We start from the raw sequence: 21,043 nt of genomic DNA, 5'->3' as shown, positions 1-21,043 counted from the left end.
TCAGATCACGAAGACCGAGGACCCGGTCGTCTTGCGGGATTCGAGATCGCGGTGCGCCTGGGCAGCGTCTTCGAGGGCATAGCGCTGGTTGATCCCGATCTTGATCCGGCCTGCCGCAACGTGGCCGAACAGCTCGTCGGCGAGTTCCGCGCGCTCCGCAGGGTCGGCGATGTAATCGGCCAGCGCGGGCCGCGTCACGAAGAGCGAGCCCTTGAGCGCCAGAATGTGCGGGTTGAACGGCGGAATCGGCCCCGACGCGGTCCCCACGCAGACCAGCAGGCCGCGGCGCTTGAGCGAGTCGAGCGAGGCCTCGAAGGTGTCCTTGCCCACGCTGTCGACGACCACGTTGACACCTGTCCCACCGGTCAGCTCGCGAACGCGCTTCGCGACGTCTTCCTGGCTGTAGTTGATGGTGTAGTCGCAGCCATGCGCACGCGCGACTTCAGCCTTGGCCTCGCTCGACACCGTGCCGATCACGGTCAGGCCGAGCAGCTTCGCCCATTGCGACACGATCAGCCCCACGCCGCCCGCCGCTGCATGCAGCAGGATGGTGTCGCCGCGCTTGAACGCGTAGATGCGGCGCATCAGGTACGAGGCAGTCAGGCCACGCATCGTCATGCCGGCAGCGGTTTCGCAGCTGATCGCCTCAGGCAGCTTGATGAGCGGCGCCGCGTCGATGAGACGTTCTGTCGTGTACGCGCCGAGCGTGTTGTACGCGCCCGTGTATGTCACGCGCTGGCCCACGGCGACGCTGGTGACGTCCGGGCCCACTGCCTCGACCACGCCCGCGGCTTCGGTGCCGATGCCGGAGGGCAACGCCGCCGGATACAGGCCGGTGCGGAAGTAGATGTCGGCGAAATTCAGCCCGACAGCCTCGTGGCGCAGGCGCACCTGCCCGGGCCCGGGCTCTCCCACCTGGCTATCTTCGTAACGCAAAACCTCGGGGCTCCCGGTTTCATAAAAGCGGATTGACTTTGCCATGTGATGCTCCTGTATTACCTGATGTCTGAATGTGCCGGTGCGGGTCGCGCAGCCTTCTGCTGCGCCCGCGCCGGATGCTTTTCGCCGCGAGCCGACAGCGCGACCTTGATGCGCTCCGCGGACGATGGTGGTCAATTCTGGCGTCAATACGGCGCTTAAGCAGAGAGCGCAGTATTCGCGCCGGCCGGTGCGGATCCGGCGTCCAGTTGAACACCTGTCGACATGGCCGCCACTTCGGCTTCGTAGGTACGTCGGGCGAACAGAAAGCACACCATCGCGAGCAGCCCGAACGCCGGCATGATGGCGAGCGCGCCCTTCAGTCCGCAGGCGTCGGACAGCACGCCGGCCACGAACGGTCCCACCGCGAGGCCGAAGAGGTTCTGGAACAGCGAGAGAACCGCAGCCCCGGTGGAACGCACGCCCGGATGAATCACGTTGAAGACGACGCTTGCGGCGGGCGCCATCGTGCACGTCATCAGGAACCCTCCGAGCGCGATGGCTGCGGTTTCCCAGCGAGCCGGAACCACTCCGGCGAAAACGGCGGCAAGAACCAGCGTCGTGAAGACAGTGAGGACTGCCATCATATTGAGGCTATGGCGTGGCCGGCGTACGGCAAGGCGGTCAGCTACGAAGCCCCATACCACTGATCCAGCAGCCCCGCACAGCACGATCGCCGCCGCGTGAATGGCAGCCTGATCCGGCCGGGCGTCATGGTAGCGAACGAAATAGCTCGGCAGCCAGGACCAGATGGTGGAAACCACGATCAGCTGGAGGGCGGCGCCAAGGCATGTCCACCACATTGCCGGAGAGCTTCCCAGCACGTTCAGGAGCTGCTTCGTGAACGTCCGCGCGGTCTGCGGAGCATGACCCGCGCTCGGTGCCAGCGCGACGGTCTTGTAGTCCGGCACGAGCAGGTAAAGGAAGGCCAGCACAAGCCCAGGTATGCCAACGACGCCAAAGGCCGCACGCCAGCCCCAGTGTGCCGCAATGACACCGCCGAGAACGACGCCAAGCACAGAGCCGATCGAGGCAGCTGCGAGGAAAGCGCCGAGCAAGGTCGCGCGCAGACGCTTCGGAAAGAGGCTCACGATCAAGGCCCCGCCGACTGAACCGTAGCCGGTCTCGCCCACGCCAACGAGTGCGCGCGCGGCGAACATCTGGCCGTAGTTGCGCACGAACATGCACGAGATCGATGCGACGCTCCACAGCGCGGCCATCACGAAGATGCTCTTCACACGGCTGAAGCGGTCCGCCCACAGCGCCACGGGAATGCCACCTGCCGCGACGACGATCGAGATAACCGAGACCAGCGCGCCCAGCTGCTTGTCCGACAGGTTCCAGGCAAGTTTCAGGTGCGGAAACAGCGATACGATCACCTGACGGTCGATGTAATCGAAGAGCATCAGGGCAAACGTCATTGCAAACGCGAACCATGCATGCGGACGACTGACAAGGTAGTCGTCGCCAGCACCGTCCGGCTGTGTGCCGGGGAGTAAATTCATGAGTGTCTCCAGGGAGGAAGCTTTTACGTCGAAAGCGCTTCCGTGCTCAACGTATGCCGGCCCGCCGCAGTGGGCGGCCCGTTACCGCATCTGTCACGCAGAATCGTCCAGAGATTTCATGCGTGATCCTTGCTTGTGTTGACGCTGGACTCGTCGAAGGTGCCGAAAGGCATGGAACGTAGTATCGAAGATCAGGTAATGTCTGGTTTGTTTTTTTGTGACATTCGGTTTCGTTTTTGGGACACCTCGGGTAAGCACTATGCCGTCCATGCTGCGAGGCGCCGCCCTGACCCACTAAATCGATAGCCTGCGCCCGAAGGCGCCAGCGATGCGCAAAGCGCTCGAATCGATGGTGCGCGACCTGCAACTGCACACGATACGCGGGTGTCAGATCGCTACCTGGTCTGCACCCTTGAGTTGCAAGATTTCGCGCGCTTCGTCTGGCGTTGCCACCTCAAGGCCCAGACCTTCGAGAATCTGGCGTACTTTTGTCACTTGCTCCGCGTTGGTCCTGGCCAATTGACCTTTGCCAAGCCACAAGCTGTCTTCCAGTCCTACGCGCACATGCCCCCCCATGGAAGCTGCCATCGCTGCGATTTTCATCTGGTTTACGCCAGCGCCCAGCACAGACCAACGGTAGGCGTCACCAAACAGGCGGTCGGCGGTACGCTTCATGTGCATCACGTCGTCGGGGTGGGTACCGATACCGCCCAGGATGCCGAACACGGTCTGGATGAAGAATGGCGGCTTGATCAGACCTCGCTGTGCGAAGTGCGCCAGGTTGTAGAGGTGAGCGGTGTCGTAGCACTCGAACTCATAGCGTGTGTTGTTGGGCCCAAGCTCCTCGAACACGGTTTCCAGATCGCCAAAGGTATTGCGGAACACCTGGTCCTTGCTGCCTTCGAGGAACGGCCGCTCCCACTCATATCTGAATTCCTTGAAACGGTTCAACATCGGGAACAGGCCGAAGTTCATCGTTCCCATGTTCATGGACGCGATTTCCGGTTTGAATACCTTGGCAGGGAGCATGCGCTCCTGAACCGTCATGTAGGGCGAGCCACCCGTCGTGAGATTGATAATGGCCGGGCTGCGTTGGCGGATCGATTTGAGGAACGGTTCAAATGCTTCGGGACGCTGATCAGGTTTTCCCGTTTGGGGATCCCGAGCGTGAAGATGAATGATGGAAGCGCCCGCTTCACAAGCCCCGACTGCCGCATCGGCAGTTTCTTCAGGCGTCACCGGCAGGTAGGGGGACATCGACGGGGTGTGGATCGCGCCTGTGACAGCGCAGGTGATGATGACTTTGTTCGGGGTACTCATAAACAGACTCACAAGGTAAATGGCCGACGATGGAAGTCAATGAAGCCCTGCCGGGCAGCCACGGTCGCCAGCGGATGCAATGCTTGTTGCTCGCTGGCCGCCACATGAAAAATGGTACTCAGTGGATGCGGCGCGGGATGGGCCCTGATGCATCCGGCGGCCGGCTCCGCACCGGCCACCTTCGCAGAATCAGGCGTGCCGCGTGAAGCCCTTCTGGCCTGGTTTGCGGTTCGGCGCAAAACCGTTTGCGGCGAGCGTTTCGTCGGCATTCTTGTAGAAAGTGCCGATCCTGTAGATCTCGCGAGCCTCCCTGGCATTGGCGACCGGACGGCCGCATTCCCTGGCAAAGCGCACCAGTTGTTCGACCTGCTCAACGCTGCTCATCTTGCGCGAACGATCTGGCGTCCAGATTGTGTCTTCAATCCCGCAACGCACATGCTGGCCGAGCGCGATGGCAATCATGTTGAGCGGCAACACGTTGTTCATCTGGGCTTCGAAGGTCAGCACGGCGCCGTCCGGCACGGCGTTAAGGAAGTTCGTCATGTTGTACGGGGTCATGGAGTCAGCACCGCCACCAATCGGGATCCAGGTCAGGATCAACGGCACGTTGCAGACACCGCGGCGCATCATGCGCTCAACCGTTTCCAGGGAATTGATGTTACCCAGCTGAAACTGGATCTGAATGCCGTTATCCGTGAGGCGTTTGATGTGCTCTTCGAGAAATGCCGGGCCAGCGGGGATGGTCATTTCCCTGTAAGCGGTTTGCTTCGCCGGGTCGGCGAACGAGGTGCCCGCGACATCCGCTTCGGAGAGTGCCTCGATGATGTTGAACTGGTTCGAATTGATGGCCACGGTCACCTGGTCCGGCCTGGGTGTCAATTCGGCCAGCATGTGGCGGGTATCGTCGGAGAGCCACTTGGCGATATCGCCTTCCGTCTCGGGTGCAAAAGAAATGGAACCACCCACCTGGATGATCATGTCCGGCACTGCCTCGCGCACGCCGGCGATCAATTCATTGAACTTGGACAAGCGCTTGGAGCCTTTGCCATCGAGTTCGCGCACGTGCAGGTGCAACACTGTGGCACCGGCGTTGTAGCAATCGACTGCCTTCTGGATCTGCTCTTCCATCGTCACCGGAATGTCTTCCGGGAAATCGCTGACCTCAAACTGAGGTCCATAAGGGGCGACTGTGATAACCAGTTTTTCCTGGTTTTCTGGATAAAGCGATCCGTCGATAAAGTTCATGAGTACCTCCTGGGTAGAAATGTGTTGGGCCAACTGGGTGGCAATGGAGCTAGTATCGGAATTCAGCTAACATGACATTTGCTTTTTTGTGACATTTGCTTTGGTCTTTGAGACACTACGGGTAAGCACTATGTCGTACATGCTGCGCAGCACCGCCCTGACCAACTACATCGAGACCGCGCGCTCAGTAGGGTTGGATCCATACAAGGAACTGGCTGAGGCAGGAATCAGCCGGTATGCCCTGCTGGACCCGGACATGAAGATTCCCGTGGATAGCGTCGTGCGCCTGCTGGAGGCATCGGCAGAGGCCGCCGACGTCGATGATCTGGGCCTGCGCATGGCGGAATCACGGCAGCTTTCCAACATGGGGCCGCTCGCCTTCGCGGTGCGCGAAGAGCCGACGTTGCGCAAGGCGCTCGAATCGATGGTGCGCTATCTGCACTTGCAGAACGAGGCGCTCATGATCCGCATCGAGGAGGCCGAGGGCCTCGTGATCATCAGCGAGGAGCTCCAGACGGTCGGCGCGCGACGCCAGGCCATCGAGCTGGCAGTCGGCGTGCTGTACCGCACCATCTCCCTCTTTCTGGGCGCCGCGTGGCGTCCTCGCAGCATCTGCTTCATGCATACGGCGCCGCGCAGCCTCGCGATATGCACGCGGCTGTTCGGCATGCCGGCGCAGTTCAATCAGGACTTCGATGGCATCGTCTGTCGCGCGGCCGACCTCGAACAGTCCCTGCCCACGTACGACCCCGCGATGGCGCATCAGGTGCGGCAGTATCTCGATACGTTGCTGGTCCAGTCGGACACGACCATGCCTGACAGGGTTAGAAAACTGGTCTTCGCGTTGCTGCCTGCGGGCGTTTGCTCGCTTGAGCGGATTGCCATGCACCTTGGCGTCGACCGGCGCACCGTTCACCGCAAGCTGTCCGACTACGGCGAGAGTTATTCGTCGATTCTCAACGCGGCTCGCGTCGACATGGTCACGCGCTACATCGAAAATCGCGAACGGCCGCTCTCGGAAGTCGCTGCACTTCTTGGCTTTTCAGCTACCAGTACCTTTTCGCACTGGTTTAGCCGCGAGTTCGGCTGTAGCGTTTCCAGATGGCGAGCTCATGGTGCCCAGCCGAGTGAGGAATCGCCATCGTGAGACGCACTTATGCCTGCGCCGGCCTTTAGCTGCTGCGAAATGAATAACCGTTGCGCCTTCGGGAACTGCCGGTCATTCTTTTCTGCGTTGAATGACCGAGAAGGGTCGGCTTTTGCCTTTTGAAGGAAGCAACACGCCCCGAGGCGATCGTCGCCCCGAGTCGTGAAATGCGTTGTGGCCACTAGCGCAAATGCGGGCGGACCGATGCTACTCGCCACCGCACCTAGCCCTCGATCGTCGGCCATGCCAAGGTTTTCCGGCAGTTTTTCGGGGCCGATGTTCCGCGTACCGTCGTACGCCTCACTCGCTATCACGATCGGGAACCTTGCTCCACCCCGGCCCCGGATCGAACCACTTCGTGGCTTGCGCTTTCGCTGCGCTGTCTCGCCCGAGATCGCGTTCATAGACCTGGCCGGAATGGCTCACCATGAACGTCTTGATGCCTGTGTCACCGTACTTGACCGGCCAGGCAATGACAGCGAAGCCCCCAAAAAGTTTGCCCTTCACGACATAGTCATAGGCGCCACCGGGCGCGTTTGGCCCCTGGGACTCCAGCAGCTTGAAGTGGTACCCGTAGTAGCCGGCGTTCTGTGCATTGCGCGAACTTGCATCGACAAACGCCGCGCCAAGGGGACTTGGCGTGTCTTCGGGCCCGGTTGACCAGTACAGGCCATCGTGTTTGCCTGGCGTGCTCACCATCTTCGAAGCGTAGGCGAGCACGCCGACTCCGTCGTGATTGGTCTGTGCATATTCGCGCTGCGCGTCGAAGATGGCCAGCATCGCCTGGATCACGGCCAGCTCGTTGCGGCCGATGCGCCGCAAGCGTATCTCTTCTGCGCCGGCCCGCGTGTCGAAATGCCACCCCTCATCGTTCTTCACGAGCGGTACCGGAAACGTCCAGCCCTGGTCGCCCACAACAACACGCGCGTGTCCCGGTTCCCCGGACTCGACGGTGTGGGACTTTGCCCACTCCGCAATGAAGGTGTCCCTGACCGGCGCGCCGAACGGGGGAATCATTTTACGAAAGTCGCTGCCGAAGATCGTGCGCAGGACGTCCTCCCGATCCTTGATGACCGCGTCGCCAAAGGCGTTCATCGCGGCCTCCGGTGAACTGAAGCTCTTTTGTGCGTGCGCCGGACACATCGTCACGACCCACAACGCCATGACCAGAGAGAGGTTCGCGAGCGTCAGCGTCAACAACCTTTGCACACCACGTGAATAACCGTTCATGGTTCGCTCCTCAGCGCCTGCCACCGCGTCCACCGCCGCCGCGCATGCCACCGCCGCCAGCGGGCCGGTTAAAGCCGGACCCCTGCATGCTTCGGTTTCCCCTGTCGAAGTTGCGTTGCGAAGCGCCGCCACTCCCCCCGACGCCCGAGAACGCGCCGTCGCGCCCGCCGCCATATCCCCCGCCATTACCACTACTTACCCGATTCACATTGCCGCGGGAACTGCGATCGGCTACACCGCCCCGATCTCCCACCGACGCACGATTGCCCGCTCCCGCCCGGTCTGAGTTGGCCATGCGGTTACCTGCCTCGGCGCCGCGCCCGCGATACTGGGACCGCCCGTCGGCCCCGGACGCCCCGGCGAACTTGTCGCGCGTTGCGTTATCCCGGTAGGCAACACCCTGACGATGGCCCGCATCGTGTTGCCAGCGGCCGCCCCGCTCTCCGTTCTTGAGTTTCGAACTGTCGAAGTTACGGTCGACGTTCCTGGCCCGGTCGGAGTTGATGTTGATGTCGTCTCCGCCCCAACACGAGTTGCAGTCCGCGAAGATCGCACCAGCAGCGATCAGGCCGACGCCGAAGGCGAGGCCCGCGCCGGGGTAGTAGCCGGGATAGTAGGCCGGGTACGGTGGCCAGTAGTAAGGGGGATAGGCCGGGTAGCCCCACCCGCCGTACACGACCGCCGGGTCATAGGCGGGCACATAGATCACCTGCGGATTGGCGGGCTCGATCTTCACGATGGTCTGCCCGCCGCCAGCGGGTGCCTGTTCGACGATCACGTTCTGCTGTTCGTTCGATTTGAGGTTGCCCGACTGCTGCGCGCGCGCCCGCAACCGCTGCACAGCAGCGAAGACGTCTTTTTGCTGGGCAAGAAAGGCGTCGCCGAGCTTCTGGGTCCAGTCGATCTTGTCATTCATCGGCTCAAGTATTTGCGGGAACGCCACCAGCGATTTCACGCTCGTATCCCACGGCTCGTTCTGTACCGCCTTCACGGCGTCGTCGCCCTTCACCTTCGGATTCGCTTTCACCCAACGCGCAGCGTGCACGATCTCCAGCGGATAGGTCGACGCCATCAACACCTGCGCCAGCAAGGCGTCCGGGTAGAGCGCAATCGGCGCGACGAGCGCATCGATCTCCTCTGGTTTGAATGGTGCGGGCCCCAATGGCTCAGCGGCCGATGGCGCGGGGGCTGATACCGGGGGAGCAGCTGGCGCCGTGCTCAATGGCGCGGGGCCTGATGACGGGAGCCCCGCCGCGCCGTGATCTGCACACGCCGAAATTGTCGCCAGCAAAACCAACCATAAGAATAAGGCGCTCACCCCTCGGGCTTTCCAGTTGCTCATGGCCACTCCTTCCGGCGGCTTGTTGGCGCGGACCAGGAGACGTTCCTGGCAGTCACAGAAACGTCCCCTGCGTTGCGTGGTTCGCTGCCCGGATGGTTTGGGCGTCGACAGGAACATCAGCAAAACGAAAACAACACCATGGCAGCCTGCTCGAATTTCGCGAAGTCATCCCTGCCAGAAGCCGAAACGGATCCGCCGGGCGGCGAGGACGTATCCGAGCCCGGTGCGGACAGCTCGGCCGGGGCTAGCAAGAGCGTCGCGTGGAGGTCCTGCTTGCGCAGATCCGGCTCCGGACACGCGAACCCTCCCCACACCATAAGACAGCTGAACTTCGGGCGGGTCAATGAGACCTTGGTCCGACAGGCTTGTTACGTCTGGTTTCCAGGCTGCCGCTTTGATGAGTCCTGGCATCTCGAAGGCTGAGGGCGTCCAGGCGCTGGGCGTTCATTGACCCGAGCAGGCTGCACGATCGCGAACATGCGTGCGCGACCGCGTGGACCTCCGGACTCTGAATGCCGGGGGGACGAATGCCTTGAGCGGGCCATGGTGCGCTCCTACCGGGTGACTGCTGCACCCTGAAAGCCGCCGTTGCGGTTGTTATGCGCTCAAGGTCGGCAACGCGTGGGGTACGGAAGCTCGCAGTCAGCGCGATCCGTTGCGCGTGAACTTCCGAGTTCGGCCATGAAGCGTCATTCGACTAAAACAACGATCGGACATTCAGGCGACGTCTTCGCCCAGTAAGCCGCCGTTGTCTCGCAGGCCGGTCCGCCTGTTTATGACGAAAACTCCAATCGATCGATCAACCCGGAAAGCCTGGCGCCATCGACTGTAAGGCGCGACGGGGTCGAAATTGGGGGAACGCGCGTTAGCCTCTCCCCGGAAGCAGATAATCCAAAAAGCCCTCTCCCAGCGGGAAAGGGCTTTAACAACGCGTTCTGCGGCGGTTCGTTTGAATTGTTTTCCCGCCGCGCAAACTCACCTCAAGCGTTCCACGCGTAGGGCTGGAAGATCTCTTCAAGCGGTGACTGTGTGACGCTCGCGGTGTAGTTGGTCATTGTCGAGGCAGCGACCACGAGGACCACATCGAGCACCCGTGCCTGATCGAAACCCGCCTCGGTGAACGCGGCGACGTCATGGTCGTCGATGCGGCCGCGCTTTTCAATCAGCGTGCGTGCCAGGCGCGACAGCGCGGCATGCTTGGGGTCCTTCGGGTAGCGGCGCTCGCGGATCGCCTGCACGTCCGCCTCGCTCAGGCCTTCCTTAATCCCGAGGTACGAGTGGAATGCGACCGGCCAGGCGGAACTGTTCGTCACCGCATTCGTGAGCAGCAGCACCTGCATCTGCTCTTCGTTGAAGTTGCCGCCGTGCGCCTGATTGAACACCGCAACCAGAGCAGAGATCAGTCTCGGCGAGCCCGCCATCTGGGCGGGCATGTTAGGCACCATGCCGAAGATTTCCGCCAGACCTTTCAGCGCGGGCTTCGATTGTTCGGGCGCGGATTCGAGCGTATAGAGGGGAAAGTTAGCCATGATATTTCCTTGAAGGTCGAGGTTATCGCTGACAACGTTCATGCGACACGCACAGATTAGTCAGACGCGCGAGTCCCGCCAATTACATGGCAGGTAATAACCAAACTCACTTCTTCTACGGGTCACGTCGAGCATTGCGCTCTGTCGCGCTTCGGTCTCATCGGCGCAAGTGACCGTTGAATCGTCCCCAGGTCGCTGCCATCAAAGCGTCACTGGGTCGAGTGACGGTTGAGGCCCGGCTTTTGCCCACCGTATCAGGTAGCAAGCAGCAGGCGGCAAATACACGCCGTTCATCGAGGTCAACGCGGGCTGTCGCGTTGCCCCAATCGCTCAGTCAATCGTAGGCAGGACGAACCGTTCATTGAACGTAAGATTGACGCCCACGAGAGGTCCGCCGGTTTGCTGGAGCCTGCCACCAACCGCAAGGGCACCGAGATCGAGGCTGTAGAAACCGATCTCCTCGATCAGGTCGCACACCCGCTTTTTAGCGTCCGCATCGTCCCCGGATACGAAGAACGCGGTCTTGCGCTTCGACGGCGAAAAGTCCGAGATCCAGGACATCGGAACCGTGTTGAACGCCTTGACGACCTTCGCTCCCGGCGCGAGATCGGCGACGATTTCGCTCGACGTGCGACCGGCGGTGTCGCCTAGCGTCAAAGGCTCAATGCTGGCAACGCGGTTGGTCGTATCCACCAGAATCCGGCCCTTCCAGTTGCTGACTGAAAACAACGCTGCCTGCACGTTCCACCATTTGGTGGCAAGCACGACAAGATCCTGCCCGGCCGCCTCCTGCACCGTGCCGGCGGCGGCACCGAAACCCAATTCCGCCACAAGCCCGGCAAGCGACTCAGGCCCACGCGAGTTACTAAGTACAACCTGGTGACCAACCGACAGAGCGTGTCTGGAAATCGTCTGTGCGACAGGCCCAGCGCCGATAAAACCAATTTTCATTCCGAGGCTCCTTGCCGACATGGGGTGAATTGTTCGTGAGGTAGTGACTCGATCCCACCACTGCGCTCAACCTATGGGTCATGCTAATCATATCACTTGTAAAATACAAGCGATTGGCGAAAATTTACTTGTAACATGCAAGTGATGTTAGGATCCAGTCATGAAAACGACAGACAAAGAAGGCGTTCGGTCCCATTGCGCAGTGAACTACGGCGTGGAGATCTTCGGCGACAGGTGGTCGCTGCTGATCGTCCGCGACATCGTTTTCACGGGCAAGAAAACGTACGGGGAATTCCTGAAATCGGAAGAAGGAATCGCGACCAATCTCCTGGCTTCCCGACTTGCCTTTCTTGAGGCGCAAGGCATTCAAGAGATGAAGTCACTGGTCCGCAAGGGCGGGTGTTTCTTTCCTGAGGGCGAGCAGTAAGGAAGGCAGCAACTGCGCCCGGTCGTGGGCTAGCGGCTGTTGTACCGCTGGAAGCGGCCGCTACAGGGTGGGTCGAATGATCGTCGACGTCTGCCGAGTACCTCGAATACCGGTATCGCTGCTTGTCTTGTTCACATCGGCGGGGATCGCAACAATCACGTTCAGGCTCGGCATTCGACGAGTCATCGCGTGACCTGCCCTGGGAGCTATCCGATGAAAAAGACAATGTGGACAGCCGTTTTTAGCGCCGCTGTCATGTGTGTGAGCCATGCACGAGCCGGTGACCTTGCCATCGAGAGCAACGATATTGGACGCGGTCAGTTTCGCGATGCGCAGATATCAAATGGCTTCGGCTGTCATGGAGGCAATGTGTCGCCAGAGATCCGGTGGTCGGGCGAACCACGCGAAACGCGGAGCTTCATGGTCTCGATGTACGACGTCGACGCCCCGACGGGATCGGGTTTCTGGCACTGGGTCGTGGCGGATATTCCCGCGTCCGTTCACTCGCTCGTGGCGGGTGCCGGCAACGACGCGGCGAAGTTGCCGGCCGGCGCGCTGCCGATCCGCAACGACAACGGAAGTACGGCGTATCTCGGCCCCTGCCCGCCGCAGGGCGATACGCATCGCTATGTGATCACGGTGACGGCGCTGAAAGTCCCGAAGCTCCCGGTCGATGCAAGCGCGACGCCCGCGGTCGTCGGATTCGTTGCGCATTACCAGCAGTTGGCAAAAGCGACGATGACGATCGAGATGAGACGTTAGTCGGCCGGAGTCGACAAAAGTACCGTGGTCCGATCGCCGGGCATCTTTGACGCGCTTGCCTGCGTTGGCGGAACGCAATCACGAGAAGCCGCGAGCAAGAAGTGCGCTGACGGCTCAATCGCTTTTCGCCGGGCCGAGTGGAGGACACATCAGGTCGAGTGTTTTTTTAATTCGGGCTACGAATGATGGATCAAGCGAATGCTTGCTCCACAGCGTCTCATCGGGATCGGTGCCCATGGCGAGCATGATCGACGTAAAGGCTTCCGCACATTCGCCATAGGCGTGCAGGCGGTCAACCCGATTGTGGGGAATTCGCGGGTATGCCGCCGGGAGCGCGGCGGCGTCGCCGCAATCGTCGGATGCCGCGCTCGCGCCGCCTGCGGCCGCGAGCGCGTATCGCGATGAGATGCACGCGTCGGTGGACCTGAGCAGCGGCAAGAGCCGGTTATCGACCACATCGGTCATTGCGCTTTCGAAGTCTTTCATGCTCTGCGCCACGTCTTGACCGGACGCCTCGCTGCCGGATACCTGCTGGTAGAGCACATAGTCCGCGCCAGGAATCGCCGCATACGCGCGTCCTGCTGCATCCTGATACAGCCTGAATGCGTTCAGCATCGCCTCGCGTGGCACCGTGTTACCGATCTCCGTTTCGAGATGAAACGCCGCGCCCTGGTAGGCGAATAGCGCGCGATGCGTCTCGAGAATCGCCGTACGCCGCGCGGCGATACGGCTGTTGACCTGTTCGCGTTCCGCGCTGAGCCGGTTGTAGACGAACGTGATCGTCGTGCCCACCACACCCGTCAGCAGAATGCCGATCGCCGACATGAGCATCGGGTGGCGGCTCCAGTGGTCGCTGCGATTGCGCTGCGCGCTTTGCCCGGTTTCGCCACTCACGCTCGGCTCCCGAGGTTGCGCGTAGCCGGCACGTGGGCGCAGCCGCTATTGCGCGCGCTGTTTCGCATAGCTCACCGGCAAGTCGAACTGCGCGCCCGGAAACTTCGCCGAGAGGGTCTGATAGAGCGGTTGCAGTTGCGCGAAAGTGCTCACTTTCAGCACGGTCACGCCCAGCGTCGGAAATGCGCTCACCTGCTGCGCGAGGCCGCTCGCGGCCGCGCTCACGGCGCCGGTATCCGCGTAGATCACGACGAGATCGTTCGAGCTCAGGCCCACGCGCCGGTCGTTTGCGCGGATCACGAGGGTGGCATTCAACTGAACGATGCCGTCCGCGTCGAGCGCGGGTGCGTTTGGCATCGGCCACACGCGGCTCTTGCCAATGGTGACCGGCAGCGTCCGCGCGAGTGACTGAACCTCGGCCGTGCTTGCGCGCATGCCCTGCTTCAACGTCGCATCCTGAGCCTGCGCGAGCGCGGTGCACACCAGCAGCGCGGCGGTTGCCGTGAGAAGTCGTGTGACGATGCTGTTCATTGCCGTTCCCTCGTCGCTCAGTGACCCATCACATCGAGCGCCACGGTTTGCGCACGCATTGGCTCGCCCTCGCGCGTGTCGACGTCGATGAAGCGCACCTTCCACGTGCCTTGTGCGCTTTCTCCATTGAACGCATTGGAGGCGAGCACCCAGTTTTCCACCTCCATGGTGTCGTTCTCGAAGCCGTTATACGCATTCTGTAGCACGCTGCGCGTGCCAGAGGGCGATATCAGTTCGATGGCAAGGTCGCTGGGGTTCGCCTGTGGCATGCTGATCATCACCTGCACGAATTCGACCGTGTGCGCCGGGCCGCTCACGGGCACATCGACTTCGAGCCCGGTCGCGCTGGCTTGCGGCACAGGCTCCCCCGAACCGTCTTCCGTAAGCGTGACGCCGCCCCCGTTTTCGAGCATCGAGCCGGTGAGCTGTGTACCGTATCCACGCGCCATGTTGACGGCCGCTGTCGCATCGACGAGGCCGAATCCATAGAGGTTATCGAACCAGAAGCCCGCTGCGTTTCGCGTCCATGCCGGTTCCGGTTCGTACTGCTGGCCAGAAGCGAACTCGACAGCGACCGGAACCCGCTGCGCGTCGATCCGGCGTGCGGTTTTCATCAGGATCGTCCGGATGTCGCGCCACGTAAGCTGCGGGTTGACCTGAAGCATCAGTGCGATCACGGCACTGACGGTGGGTGCTGCGGCAGACGTCCCATTCATGCTTGCGGTGTATTCGCAGCCGGCATTGAGTTGCTGGTTGATTGACGAGCCCGGCACGTCGAACGGATTCGATAGCGCGTTCACCGCCGACGTATTGGATGTGCCTTGTGAGCATGTCGTCAGATCGGTTGTGACGAGCCCCGGGCCTGCCGGATATCCATAAGGATTCGCTGCAAAGCCGAATTCACCACCGAGACCGGAGACGAGCACATTCGCGCCGCCGGACGAATAGCTCGAGTGCACGCCAGAGGCGTTGACCGCGGCCACAGTGACGACCTGGGGCATGGTGCGCTGCGGGTCGTTGTTCGCGCTGAAGCACGTGACGCCATACTTCATGGCATTCGCGCACAGCGCGGGATCCAGGTCGCTCGCGTCCTGAAACTCGTTGCCGGCCGACTGGACGCGCGTCGCGCCGAGACCATTGCGCATCGTCTCGAGATGCTGAATCACGACACTCGTGTAGTCGACTCCAATGTTGAAGGGCTCCGGACTGTCGTAAGTGGCGCCATACGAGGCATTGAAAACGTCCACGGCCTGCGAAAAGGGCGCGCCGCCATAAATGCTGAACAGGTTGACCGGCAACTGGCACCCATTGCACAGAAAGCGCACGGCGCCCAGCGACGCATTGAATGCCACGCCGCGCCCGCCCAGGCCGTTGTCCGCCGAGGCTGCGATGATGCCGGCCACTTCGGTGCCGTGCGCTTCACGGGCGACCCCGTTTGCGAGCGGCGTCGGGTCGCCCGGGTTGGCCGCTGCCGGATCGAAGTTGCGGAGCATCGAACTGTCGATGCGGTTTTGCAGGTCAGGGTGAGCAATCTCGACGCCGCTATCCACGACCATCACATTGACACCCGAACCCGTGATGCCCTGGTGCCACACGTTCATCACGTCGAGGTCGATGCCTGGTGTGCCCGGCACGCCCGTAAATACATCCTGGCCGGTGTTCTGCACGTACCACTCGTACTGGAGGAGCGGGTCGCCGGGATGCGGCGCGGTGCTGTCGCCGCACGCGGCCGCCACAAGCAGCATGCTGAGGGCCGCGAGTTTTCGCAGACATCGCCACGATTGCCGTGCGGCGGCCGCCCTCCCCGGTTGCCACGGCATCTCGCGAGACATCGGTTCGGGTTCGGTTTCTCTCATTCCTTCCCCTGCGAATTAGCGCATGTTCCGTGCCATGCGTCCTGCATGGCTGGCAACATTCGGACTCCGTATCACAGGCGTTATATCCGACCATTTGAAAATGTGCGCCGAACGCGTGCCGGATCGCAGCAGGTCATTGCACGTTTCGTAACGTTAGAAATGGCATTCCGGCACAGGAACACAGCGCGACCAGACTGCGGCCGCCAGCAAAGAAGCCCATAGAATGCAAGCGACATAGAATCGTCCAATAAGCTTGGACGTTTCATTTCATGCGTGGACACGCTCTAACGGCTCGCACCGGAGCCCCCCTTATGTGGATTCCCGCCCCGATCGATGCCGCGCGTTTTTTGAGGATTCCGCAAGCCCCGTAGCGAACGCCTGGACATGTAACAGGTGCAGCGGTGTCCGCTACGCGTAGCGCCTTGCGTCAGAATCGCCCTGGAAATTGTCGCGGCAGCGTAGAGGCTCAAAATGACGGAAACGGGTCGGCTTCGGGCGGCCGCAGGAGGCGGTTGCCGCTCAGGCTCGGACGATGGAACAGTGCTCATAGATCGGCGACAATCGGACATTCGGACATTCTGGAAAGCCGTTCTTTCAACTGCGCCGATGTCCTGTCCACTGCGTGCCTGATGTACAGAGATTCGCCGTCGTAACAGCGAGCTACTTGACCGCTCGAACGCGACAAAGCCTTCCAGACCTTCAAGGACGTAGCGCCGGAGACACATCGAACCCGTTCGCCACATCATGACCACAACAAGAAGCCTGGCGCTCATTCTGGCATGCGTGTTTGCCTCTTCTCAGCACGGCCACGCGCAATGTGTCGACCTGGTCGCCAGTCTTGACGACGGTCAGTTGATGCAGTCGCGCATTGCGCTGGTCGACCGTGCCACGCCTACCGAACAGATCCGCATCCTCGCCTACATCTTCGAAATCGATCAGACCGGCGGCCTGCTGTTGCGTCATCTGGTCGAAGCTGCGCGCCGAGGCGTGCCGGTCAAGCTGCTGATCGACGGCATCGGCCCCGAGCCGCACTACCCGTTCGAGGACGAACTCATCGTCGCCCTGCACGAGGTGGCTCCCGGCATTGAACTCCGAATCTTCCATCCACGATCCAATCTCGTCGAGATTTCGCATCGCATGCACGACAAGCTGTTCCTGGTTGGCGACACGGGCGTGATCGGCAGTACCTCGATCTGGGATGAGAGCTTCCGCAACTGGCTCAGCGAGCGCGATCTGATGGTGTCGGGCGACGCCGGCCAGGATGCGTCCTCCCTGCACGCCATGTACCAGCATTTCGCCCTGTTCTGGAATAGCCCGGAAGTGGTTCGCCCCGAGCCGGAAAAATTTCTCAAACTCGAAAGTCCTTATCGCGACTCGCAGGGTTATCCGACGCTGGACCCGGCGCGCATCCATTATTGGCGCGAATGGCTGCTGGCTCCGCTCGATGCTGCAACCCCGGCGACGGACCAGGCCGCGACCGATACACCCACGGCCTCCGATACGCCCAATGATCCCGTCGCAGCGCCCGCTCCCGGGGCATATTTTGATCCCGCCTGGATGCCGATCGCCTGCGAGCGCCTGCGCTATGTCCACGACTGGCCTGACAAGCGTTCGCCAGGCACGTTGCAGGACATGCTACAAGCGTTCGATACGGCGCAGCACGAAATCCTGATCATCAACCCCTACCTGATCCTGGTGCCGGAACTGCGCGAGGCGCTTGAGCGCAAGCGGCGCGAAGGTGTCCACGTGATCCTGGTAAGTGCCTCGCTGGCGAGCATCACGCAGGAATTCCCCGCAGTCGGGCGCGCCTACGCCAACGATCTGCCCGGCTTGGTGAATGCCGGGATCGAGGTGCGCGAATATTCCGATCCGGAGAACCGCATGATGCACGCCAAGCTGGTCGTCATCGACGGCCATCGATATTATCTCGGCAGTTTCAATTTCGATTCGCTGTCGGCCCACTTGAATACCGAAAACGGGCTGTGGATGGATATCCCTGAAGACGGGCTCGATCCCTTGCAAGACAGCGTGGCGTACTTCCTGCGCAACTCAAGTTCGGTGATCGACGCCAATGGCCGCCTTCTGGCGGATCCCGATGCGCGCTGCCGGGCCGCGGGGTGCGGCGGTGCCTGGTGGTGGGTGACGATGTTAATCAGGAACTTCCTCTGAACGCGGCATGCCCTGTCGCTACACTACGCGGCCGGCTCTGGTCGCCGTAAGATCGGATAACCCCGCGCTCGATGCAACGGATCTCGCCCGCGATGGGCTGTCAGCGAACGGACTTGCGGTGCAGCCGCGCGCCGCGGCAATGGCGTGGTGCCTGGCGTGACGGTGCGGCGGCTTGCGCGGAGTGAACCGCGCGCGCCGCGTTCAACGCGTGCGATGAGGGCGGCGCGAGTGCAATGAACGGGCGGAGCCTGATGTGAACACAACCGATGAGACAGGCAAGCGCGCGTTGCGCTTTGTTGCGGCGCATCCAGCGCGATTCTTATTCCAGGTCTGCATCGCGTTCCGTCAAAACCAGGGGCTCCTGCTCGCGGGCGCCATCGCCTATTACGCGTTGCTGTCAATCGTGCCGCTGCTCATCCTCGTTGTAATCACGTGCGGTCACTTCATCGGCGAGCCGTTGCTGTTCGACACGCTAGGACGGCTGCTCGAATGGCTGATACCGGGGCAGTCAAAAGCACTCGTGCGTGAGCTCACGACCTTTTTCGAGCATCGCTCCGTGGTCGGCTGGTACCTCGTCATCACGATGATCTTTTTCAGTTCGCTTGCGTTCACGGTTCTGGAGAATGCCCTGTCAATCATCTTCGTGCATCGCGTCGAGGTCCGGCGCAGGCACTTCCTGCTGTCGGCAATCCTGCCCTATCTCTTCAGCCTGTCACTAGGTCTCGGTGTGCTGCTCGTGACGCTCGTCTCCAGCGGCCTGCGGGCTATTGCGACCGGTAGCATCGATCTGTTCGGCTATGGGGTGTTATTGACTGGCGTGACCCGCGTCGTGCTCTATCTGTGCGGCCTTGCGGGCGAGATATTCGTGCTGACGGCAATCTATTTTGTGATCCCGGCGGGACGCACGACACTACGGCATGCGCTCGTCGGCGCGCTTGCGGCCACGGTTCTGTGGGAAATCACCCGACGCGTGCTGGTTTGGTACTTCGCGAAGCTTTCGCAGGTGAACGTCGTCTATGGGTCGCTGACGACGGCGATTGTTGTGCTGTTCAGCCTCGAAGCGCTCGCGACGCTGATGTTATTTGGCGCGCAACTGATCGCAGAATACGAGCGCCTCAATATGCGCGGCGACTCCACGGCGGAGTCGATGGAAACGGGCTGACCCGCGGCGGTGCGTTGAGCGCGCTCATTGTGGGTTCAACCAATCGGCGCGACGGCACCGGTCGTTTCTGGGAGCCGACGAATGCCACGAGTATTCGCTGTTGTGCCAGCCACACTGTAAAGTGCGGTGCCGCGATGTCAAAGGTCTGTTCGCAAAGCGGCTTTTCCCGGAACGGCGGATTGCTCTGAGGAGTGTGAAATAAAGACTGCTTATCCTGATTCGTCAAGAAACACCCATCGAGAGGACTTTTTCCCGAAAGGGACCTGACCGGACCTTCCGCTCAAGCACAAGCAGGACGAGATCTCTGCCCTGCCGGTACAAGGTCCCCTCTTCCAGCCGCTGCATGCGCTCGAATGGCTTGCCGCTACCCATGCTCGTTTCGAGGAACAGGGGCCATTCGTCCAGGCACAGACCAAGATCCCCGGCAGGAATCGAATACTTCAGGAAAGAACGCGTAGGTTCAACGTCCTCCCAGTGAACAATTTTAGGTTTGCAGTTCATGATCAGCATTGCTCAGGGTGGTGTCCAAGGGCGACCATCGCATGAAAGGCCGCGGAGACCGGGTCCATCGTGGGCGACTTTTTCGCAGTTTGCATACGTGGTGTTCGGTCTTTGACGGGTGCCAGACCACGCTTGAAATGACGCTCGCCACTTCGGCTGTCGCGCTGCGAAACATGCACGTCGCCACTCAACACTAGTGCCCTAAGCGCGTTTGTGAGTCGCCGGCCAGCTACACCCGAGGCGGCGGCCAACTGCGCGGCGCTCTGTTGCGCTCCATCAGCCAGCACATCCAGCAATCGCGCTTCCAATGTTCCGACAAATTGTTGCCCGGTTGTCATCACTCCTCCGTCAATCAAGTTGATAAATCAACTATAAATGACATTGAAAGCAATTTGTATGCGTCGTTGAGTCGCCAATGCCTGTTTAAATCTGGCGGCCCGGATTGTCGGGCAACCAGGGCGAGTAGAGTGTGGGCCGTCCGAGGACGCTGGCCATGCTCCGCAAACGGGGGAAGATGCCCCGGAAGTCGTACTCAATGAAAGCAGACATTGGCGTAGTGCCCGTTCGAGAGGCTGCTCAGGGTCGACTATCGCCCGTTGTTCAGAGCACAAACTGAATCTCACTTCAATCGAAAGGAGACTGGCATGAGCACATCAAACAGCACAGGTCCGCAGCGGGTAACTGCTTGTTCGTTTCATTGATTTTTCAACTAACTTTGCTCTGCTGTCGGCAGACCGAAGACGGCCGATGAACAAGAAAAAACGCCACTGGCACAAGCCAGTGGCGTTTTTCACTGCATCGACCCACCGCCGTCAGGAGCCACCGCGGCGGCGGCGAGCGGGCAGTCCTTACACGGCGGCAATCGCCTCGCGGGCGGAAGCGAGCGCCGCGCTCGCTGCGTCCGGGCCCATCGCCAGGCCTTCAGCGTGGATGAAGCTCACATCGGTCATGCCGAGGAAGCCGAGGAACGAGGTCAGGTACGGCGTCTGACTGTCGTGCGGGGTACCGTGATACTTGCCGCCGCGCGCCGTCACAACGTAGACCTTCTTGCCCGTAACGAGGCCTTCGGGGCCGTTTGCGGTATACCGGAACGTAATGCCGGCTCGCGCGATGAAGTCGAAATACGTCTTCAGTTGCGACGAAATGCCGAAGTTGTACATCGGCGCGCCGATCACAATAACGTCCGCGGCTTGCAATTCTGCGATGAGCGCTTCACTGCGTGCGGCGATAGCCTGCTGCTCCGGCGTGCGCTGCTCGGCAGGCGTGAAGAACGCGCCAAGAATGGCGTCGTCGAGGTGCGGCAGCGGCTCGGCCTGGAGGTTGCGCGTGACGACTTGCGCACCCGGATTCGATTGTTGCAGCTTCTCCGTCAATTCGTTGATGAGGAGCGTCGACTGGGCGCCTTGCGAGCGGGCGGCGGAATTGATTTGCAGGATCGTGGTCATCGTGGTCTCAGGCTTCAGTTTGGGGCGCGCAGTGTGGCGCGAGTGAGGC

General features: G+C 61.3%; 19 protein-coding genes. 5 read left to right on the top strand and 14 right to left on the bottom strand.

Annotated features, from left to right (window positions below; genetic code table 11):
• The 4 genes from C7401_RS11905 to C7401_RS11890 form a co-directional block, all read right to left on the bottom strand.
• Entirely contained in the window at window positions 1–981 is a 981-nt protein-coding gene (locus tag C7401_RS11905) for a quinone oxidoreductase family protein (protein WP_112171580.1), read from the bottom strand.
• A 155-nt stretch (window positions 982–1,136) separates the two neighbouring features.
• On the bottom strand, window positions 1,137–2,483 hold the full coding sequence (locus C7401_RS11900) for an MFS transporter (RefSeq protein ID WP_112171579.1): 1,347 nt from the start codon (window positions 2,481–2,483) through the stop codon (window positions 1,137–1,139).
• A gap of 387 nt (window positions 2,484–2,870) precedes the next feature.
• Window positions 2,871–3,803, bottom strand: a complete 933-nt coding sequence (gene kce / locus C7401_RS11895; RefSeq protein ID WP_112171578.1) for a 3,5-dioxohexanoate:acetyl-CoA acetone transferase — start codon at window positions 3,801–3,803, stop codon at window positions 2,871–2,873.
• Window positions 3,804–3,992: 189 nt separating this feature from the next.
• Complete coding sequence (locus C7401_RS11890) at window positions 3,993–5,048, bottom strand: beta-keto acid cleavage family enzyme (RefSeq protein ID WP_112171577.1); 1,056 nt, start codon at window positions 5,046–5,048, stop codon at window positions 3,993–3,995.
• Window positions 5,049–5,178: 130 nt separating this feature from the next.
• On the opposite strand from C7401_RS11890, the gene C7401_RS11885 reads away from it, so the two are divergent.
• On the top strand, window positions 5,179–6,195 hold the full coding sequence (locus tag C7401_RS11885; protein WP_112171576.1) for an AraC family transcriptional regulator: 1,017 nt from the start codon (window positions 5,179–5,181) through the stop codon (window positions 6,193–6,195).
• A gap of 300 nt (window positions 6,196–6,495) precedes the next feature.
• On the opposite strand, the gene C7401_RS11880 is transcribed toward C7401_RS11885, so the two are convergent.
• The 4 genes from C7401_RS11880 to C7401_RS11860 all read right to left on the bottom strand — a co-directional run bounded on the left by C7401_RS11880 (window position 6,496) and on the right by C7401_RS11860 (window position 11,247).
• Window positions 6,496–7,425, bottom strand: a complete 930-nt coding sequence (locus tag C7401_RS11880; protein ID WP_112171832.1) for a DUF2950 domain-containing protein — start codon at window positions 7,423–7,425, stop codon at window positions 6,496–6,498.
• A 10-nt stretch (window positions 7,426–7,435) separates the two neighbouring features.
• Window positions 7,436–8,767, bottom strand: coding sequence for a DUF3300 domain-containing protein (locus tag C7401_RS11875; RefSeq protein WP_112171575.1), 1,332 nt, complete (start codon window positions 8,765–8,767; stop codon window positions 7,436–7,438).
• Between the two features lie 980 nt (window positions 8,768–9,747).
• Window positions 9,748–10,338 carry a carboxymuconolactone decarboxylase family protein gene (locus C7401_RS11865; protein WP_309251991.1) on the bottom strand — a complete coding sequence of 197 codons (591 nt, stop codon included), beginning with the start codon at window positions 10,336–10,338 and terminating at the stop codon, window positions 9,748–9,750.
• A gap of 288 nt (window positions 10,339–10,626) precedes the next feature.
• Window positions 10,627–11,247, bottom strand: coding sequence for an NADPH-dependent F420 reductase (locus C7401_RS11860; RefSeq protein ID WP_112171572.1), 621 nt, complete (start codon window positions 11,245–11,247; stop codon window positions 10,627–10,629).
• Between the two features lie 160 nt (window positions 11,248–11,407).
• Between C7401_RS11860 and C7401_RS11855 the strand changes: the two genes are divergently transcribed.
• Both C7401_RS11855 and C7401_RS11850 read left to right on the top strand, forming a co-directional pair.
• Window positions 11,408–11,674, top strand: a complete 267-nt coding sequence (locus C7401_RS11855; RefSeq protein ID WP_112171571.1) for a winged helix-turn-helix transcriptional regulator — start codon at window positions 11,408–11,410, stop codon at window positions 11,672–11,674.
• Between the two features lie 213 nt (window positions 11,675–11,887).
• Window positions 11,888–12,436, top strand: a complete 549-nt coding sequence (locus tag C7401_RS11850) for a YbhB/YbcL family Raf kinase inhibitor-like protein (RefSeq protein ID WP_258397000.1) — start codon at window positions 11,888–11,890, stop codon at window positions 12,434–12,436.
• 114 nt (window positions 12,437–12,550) lie between these two features.
• Here C7401_RS11850 and C7401_RS11845 read toward each other — a convergent pair whose 3' ends face one another.
• The 3 genes from C7401_RS11845 to C7401_RS11835 all read right to left on the bottom strand — a co-directional run bounded on the left by C7401_RS11845 (window position 12,551) and on the right by C7401_RS11835 (window position 15,606).
• Window positions 12,551–13,261 (bottom strand): hypothetical protein, encoded by a 711-nt coding sequence (locus C7401_RS11845; RefSeq protein WP_146757910.1) that lies wholly within the window; start codon window positions 13,259–13,261, stop codon window positions 12,551–12,553.
• 114 nt (window positions 13,262–13,375) lie between these two features.
• Window positions 13,376–13,861, bottom strand: coding sequence for a hypothetical protein (locus C7401_RS11840; protein ID WP_112171568.1), 486 nt, complete (start codon window positions 13,859–13,861; stop codon window positions 13,376–13,378).
• Between the two features lie 17 nt (window positions 13,862–13,878).
• On the bottom strand, window positions 13,879–15,606 hold the full coding sequence (locus tag C7401_RS11835; protein WP_181565557.1) for a S8 family serine peptidase: 1,728 nt from the start codon (window positions 15,604–15,606) through the stop codon (window positions 13,879–13,881).
• Between the two features lie 855 nt (window positions 15,607–16,461).
• Between C7401_RS11835 and C7401_RS11830 the strand changes: the two genes are divergently transcribed.
• Entirely contained in the window at window positions 16,462–17,886 is a 1,425-nt protein-coding gene (locus C7401_RS11830) for a phospholipase D-like domain-containing protein (RefSeq protein WP_258396999.1), read from the top strand.
• A 286-nt stretch (window positions 17,887–18,172) separates the two neighbouring features.
• Window positions 18,173–19,048: a YihY/virulence factor BrkB family protein gene (locus C7401_RS11825; protein ID WP_258396998.1), complete on the top strand. Its 876-nt coding sequence runs from the start codon at window positions 18,173–18,175 to the stop codon at window positions 19,046–19,048.
• 222 nt (window positions 19,049–19,270) lie between these two features.
• On the opposite strand, the gene C7401_RS11820 is transcribed toward C7401_RS11825, so the two are convergent.
• The 3 genes from C7401_RS11820 to C7401_RS11815 form a co-directional block, all read right to left on the bottom strand.
• Window positions 19,271–19,558: a hypothetical protein gene (locus C7401_RS11820; RefSeq protein WP_112171564.1), complete on the bottom strand. Its 288-nt coding sequence runs from the start codon at window positions 19,556–19,558 to the stop codon at window positions 19,271–19,273.
• Window positions 19,552–19,887: a hypothetical protein gene (locus C7401_RS44345; RefSeq protein ID WP_146757909.1), complete on the bottom strand. Its 336-nt coding sequence runs from the start codon at window positions 19,885–19,887 to the stop codon at window positions 19,552–19,554. The genes C7401_RS11820 and C7401_RS44345 overlap by 7 nt, the downstream gene beginning before the upstream one ends.
• A gap of 510 nt (window positions 19,888–20,397) precedes the next feature.
• Complete coding sequence (locus C7401_RS11815) at window positions 20,398–20,994, bottom strand: FMN-dependent NADH-azoreductase (protein WP_112171563.1); 597 nt, start codon at window positions 20,992–20,994, stop codon at window positions 20,398–20,400.
• Window positions 20,995–21,043 lie beyond the last annotated feature (49 nt).

The sequence above is a fragment of the Paraburkholderia unamae genome, from assembly GCF_003268775.1.
GTDB lineage: Bacteria > Pseudomonadota > Gammaproteobacteria > Burkholderiales > Burkholderiaceae > Paraburkholderia > Paraburkholderia unamae.
This window is presented reverse-complemented; position numbering and strand designations above follow the sequence as displayed.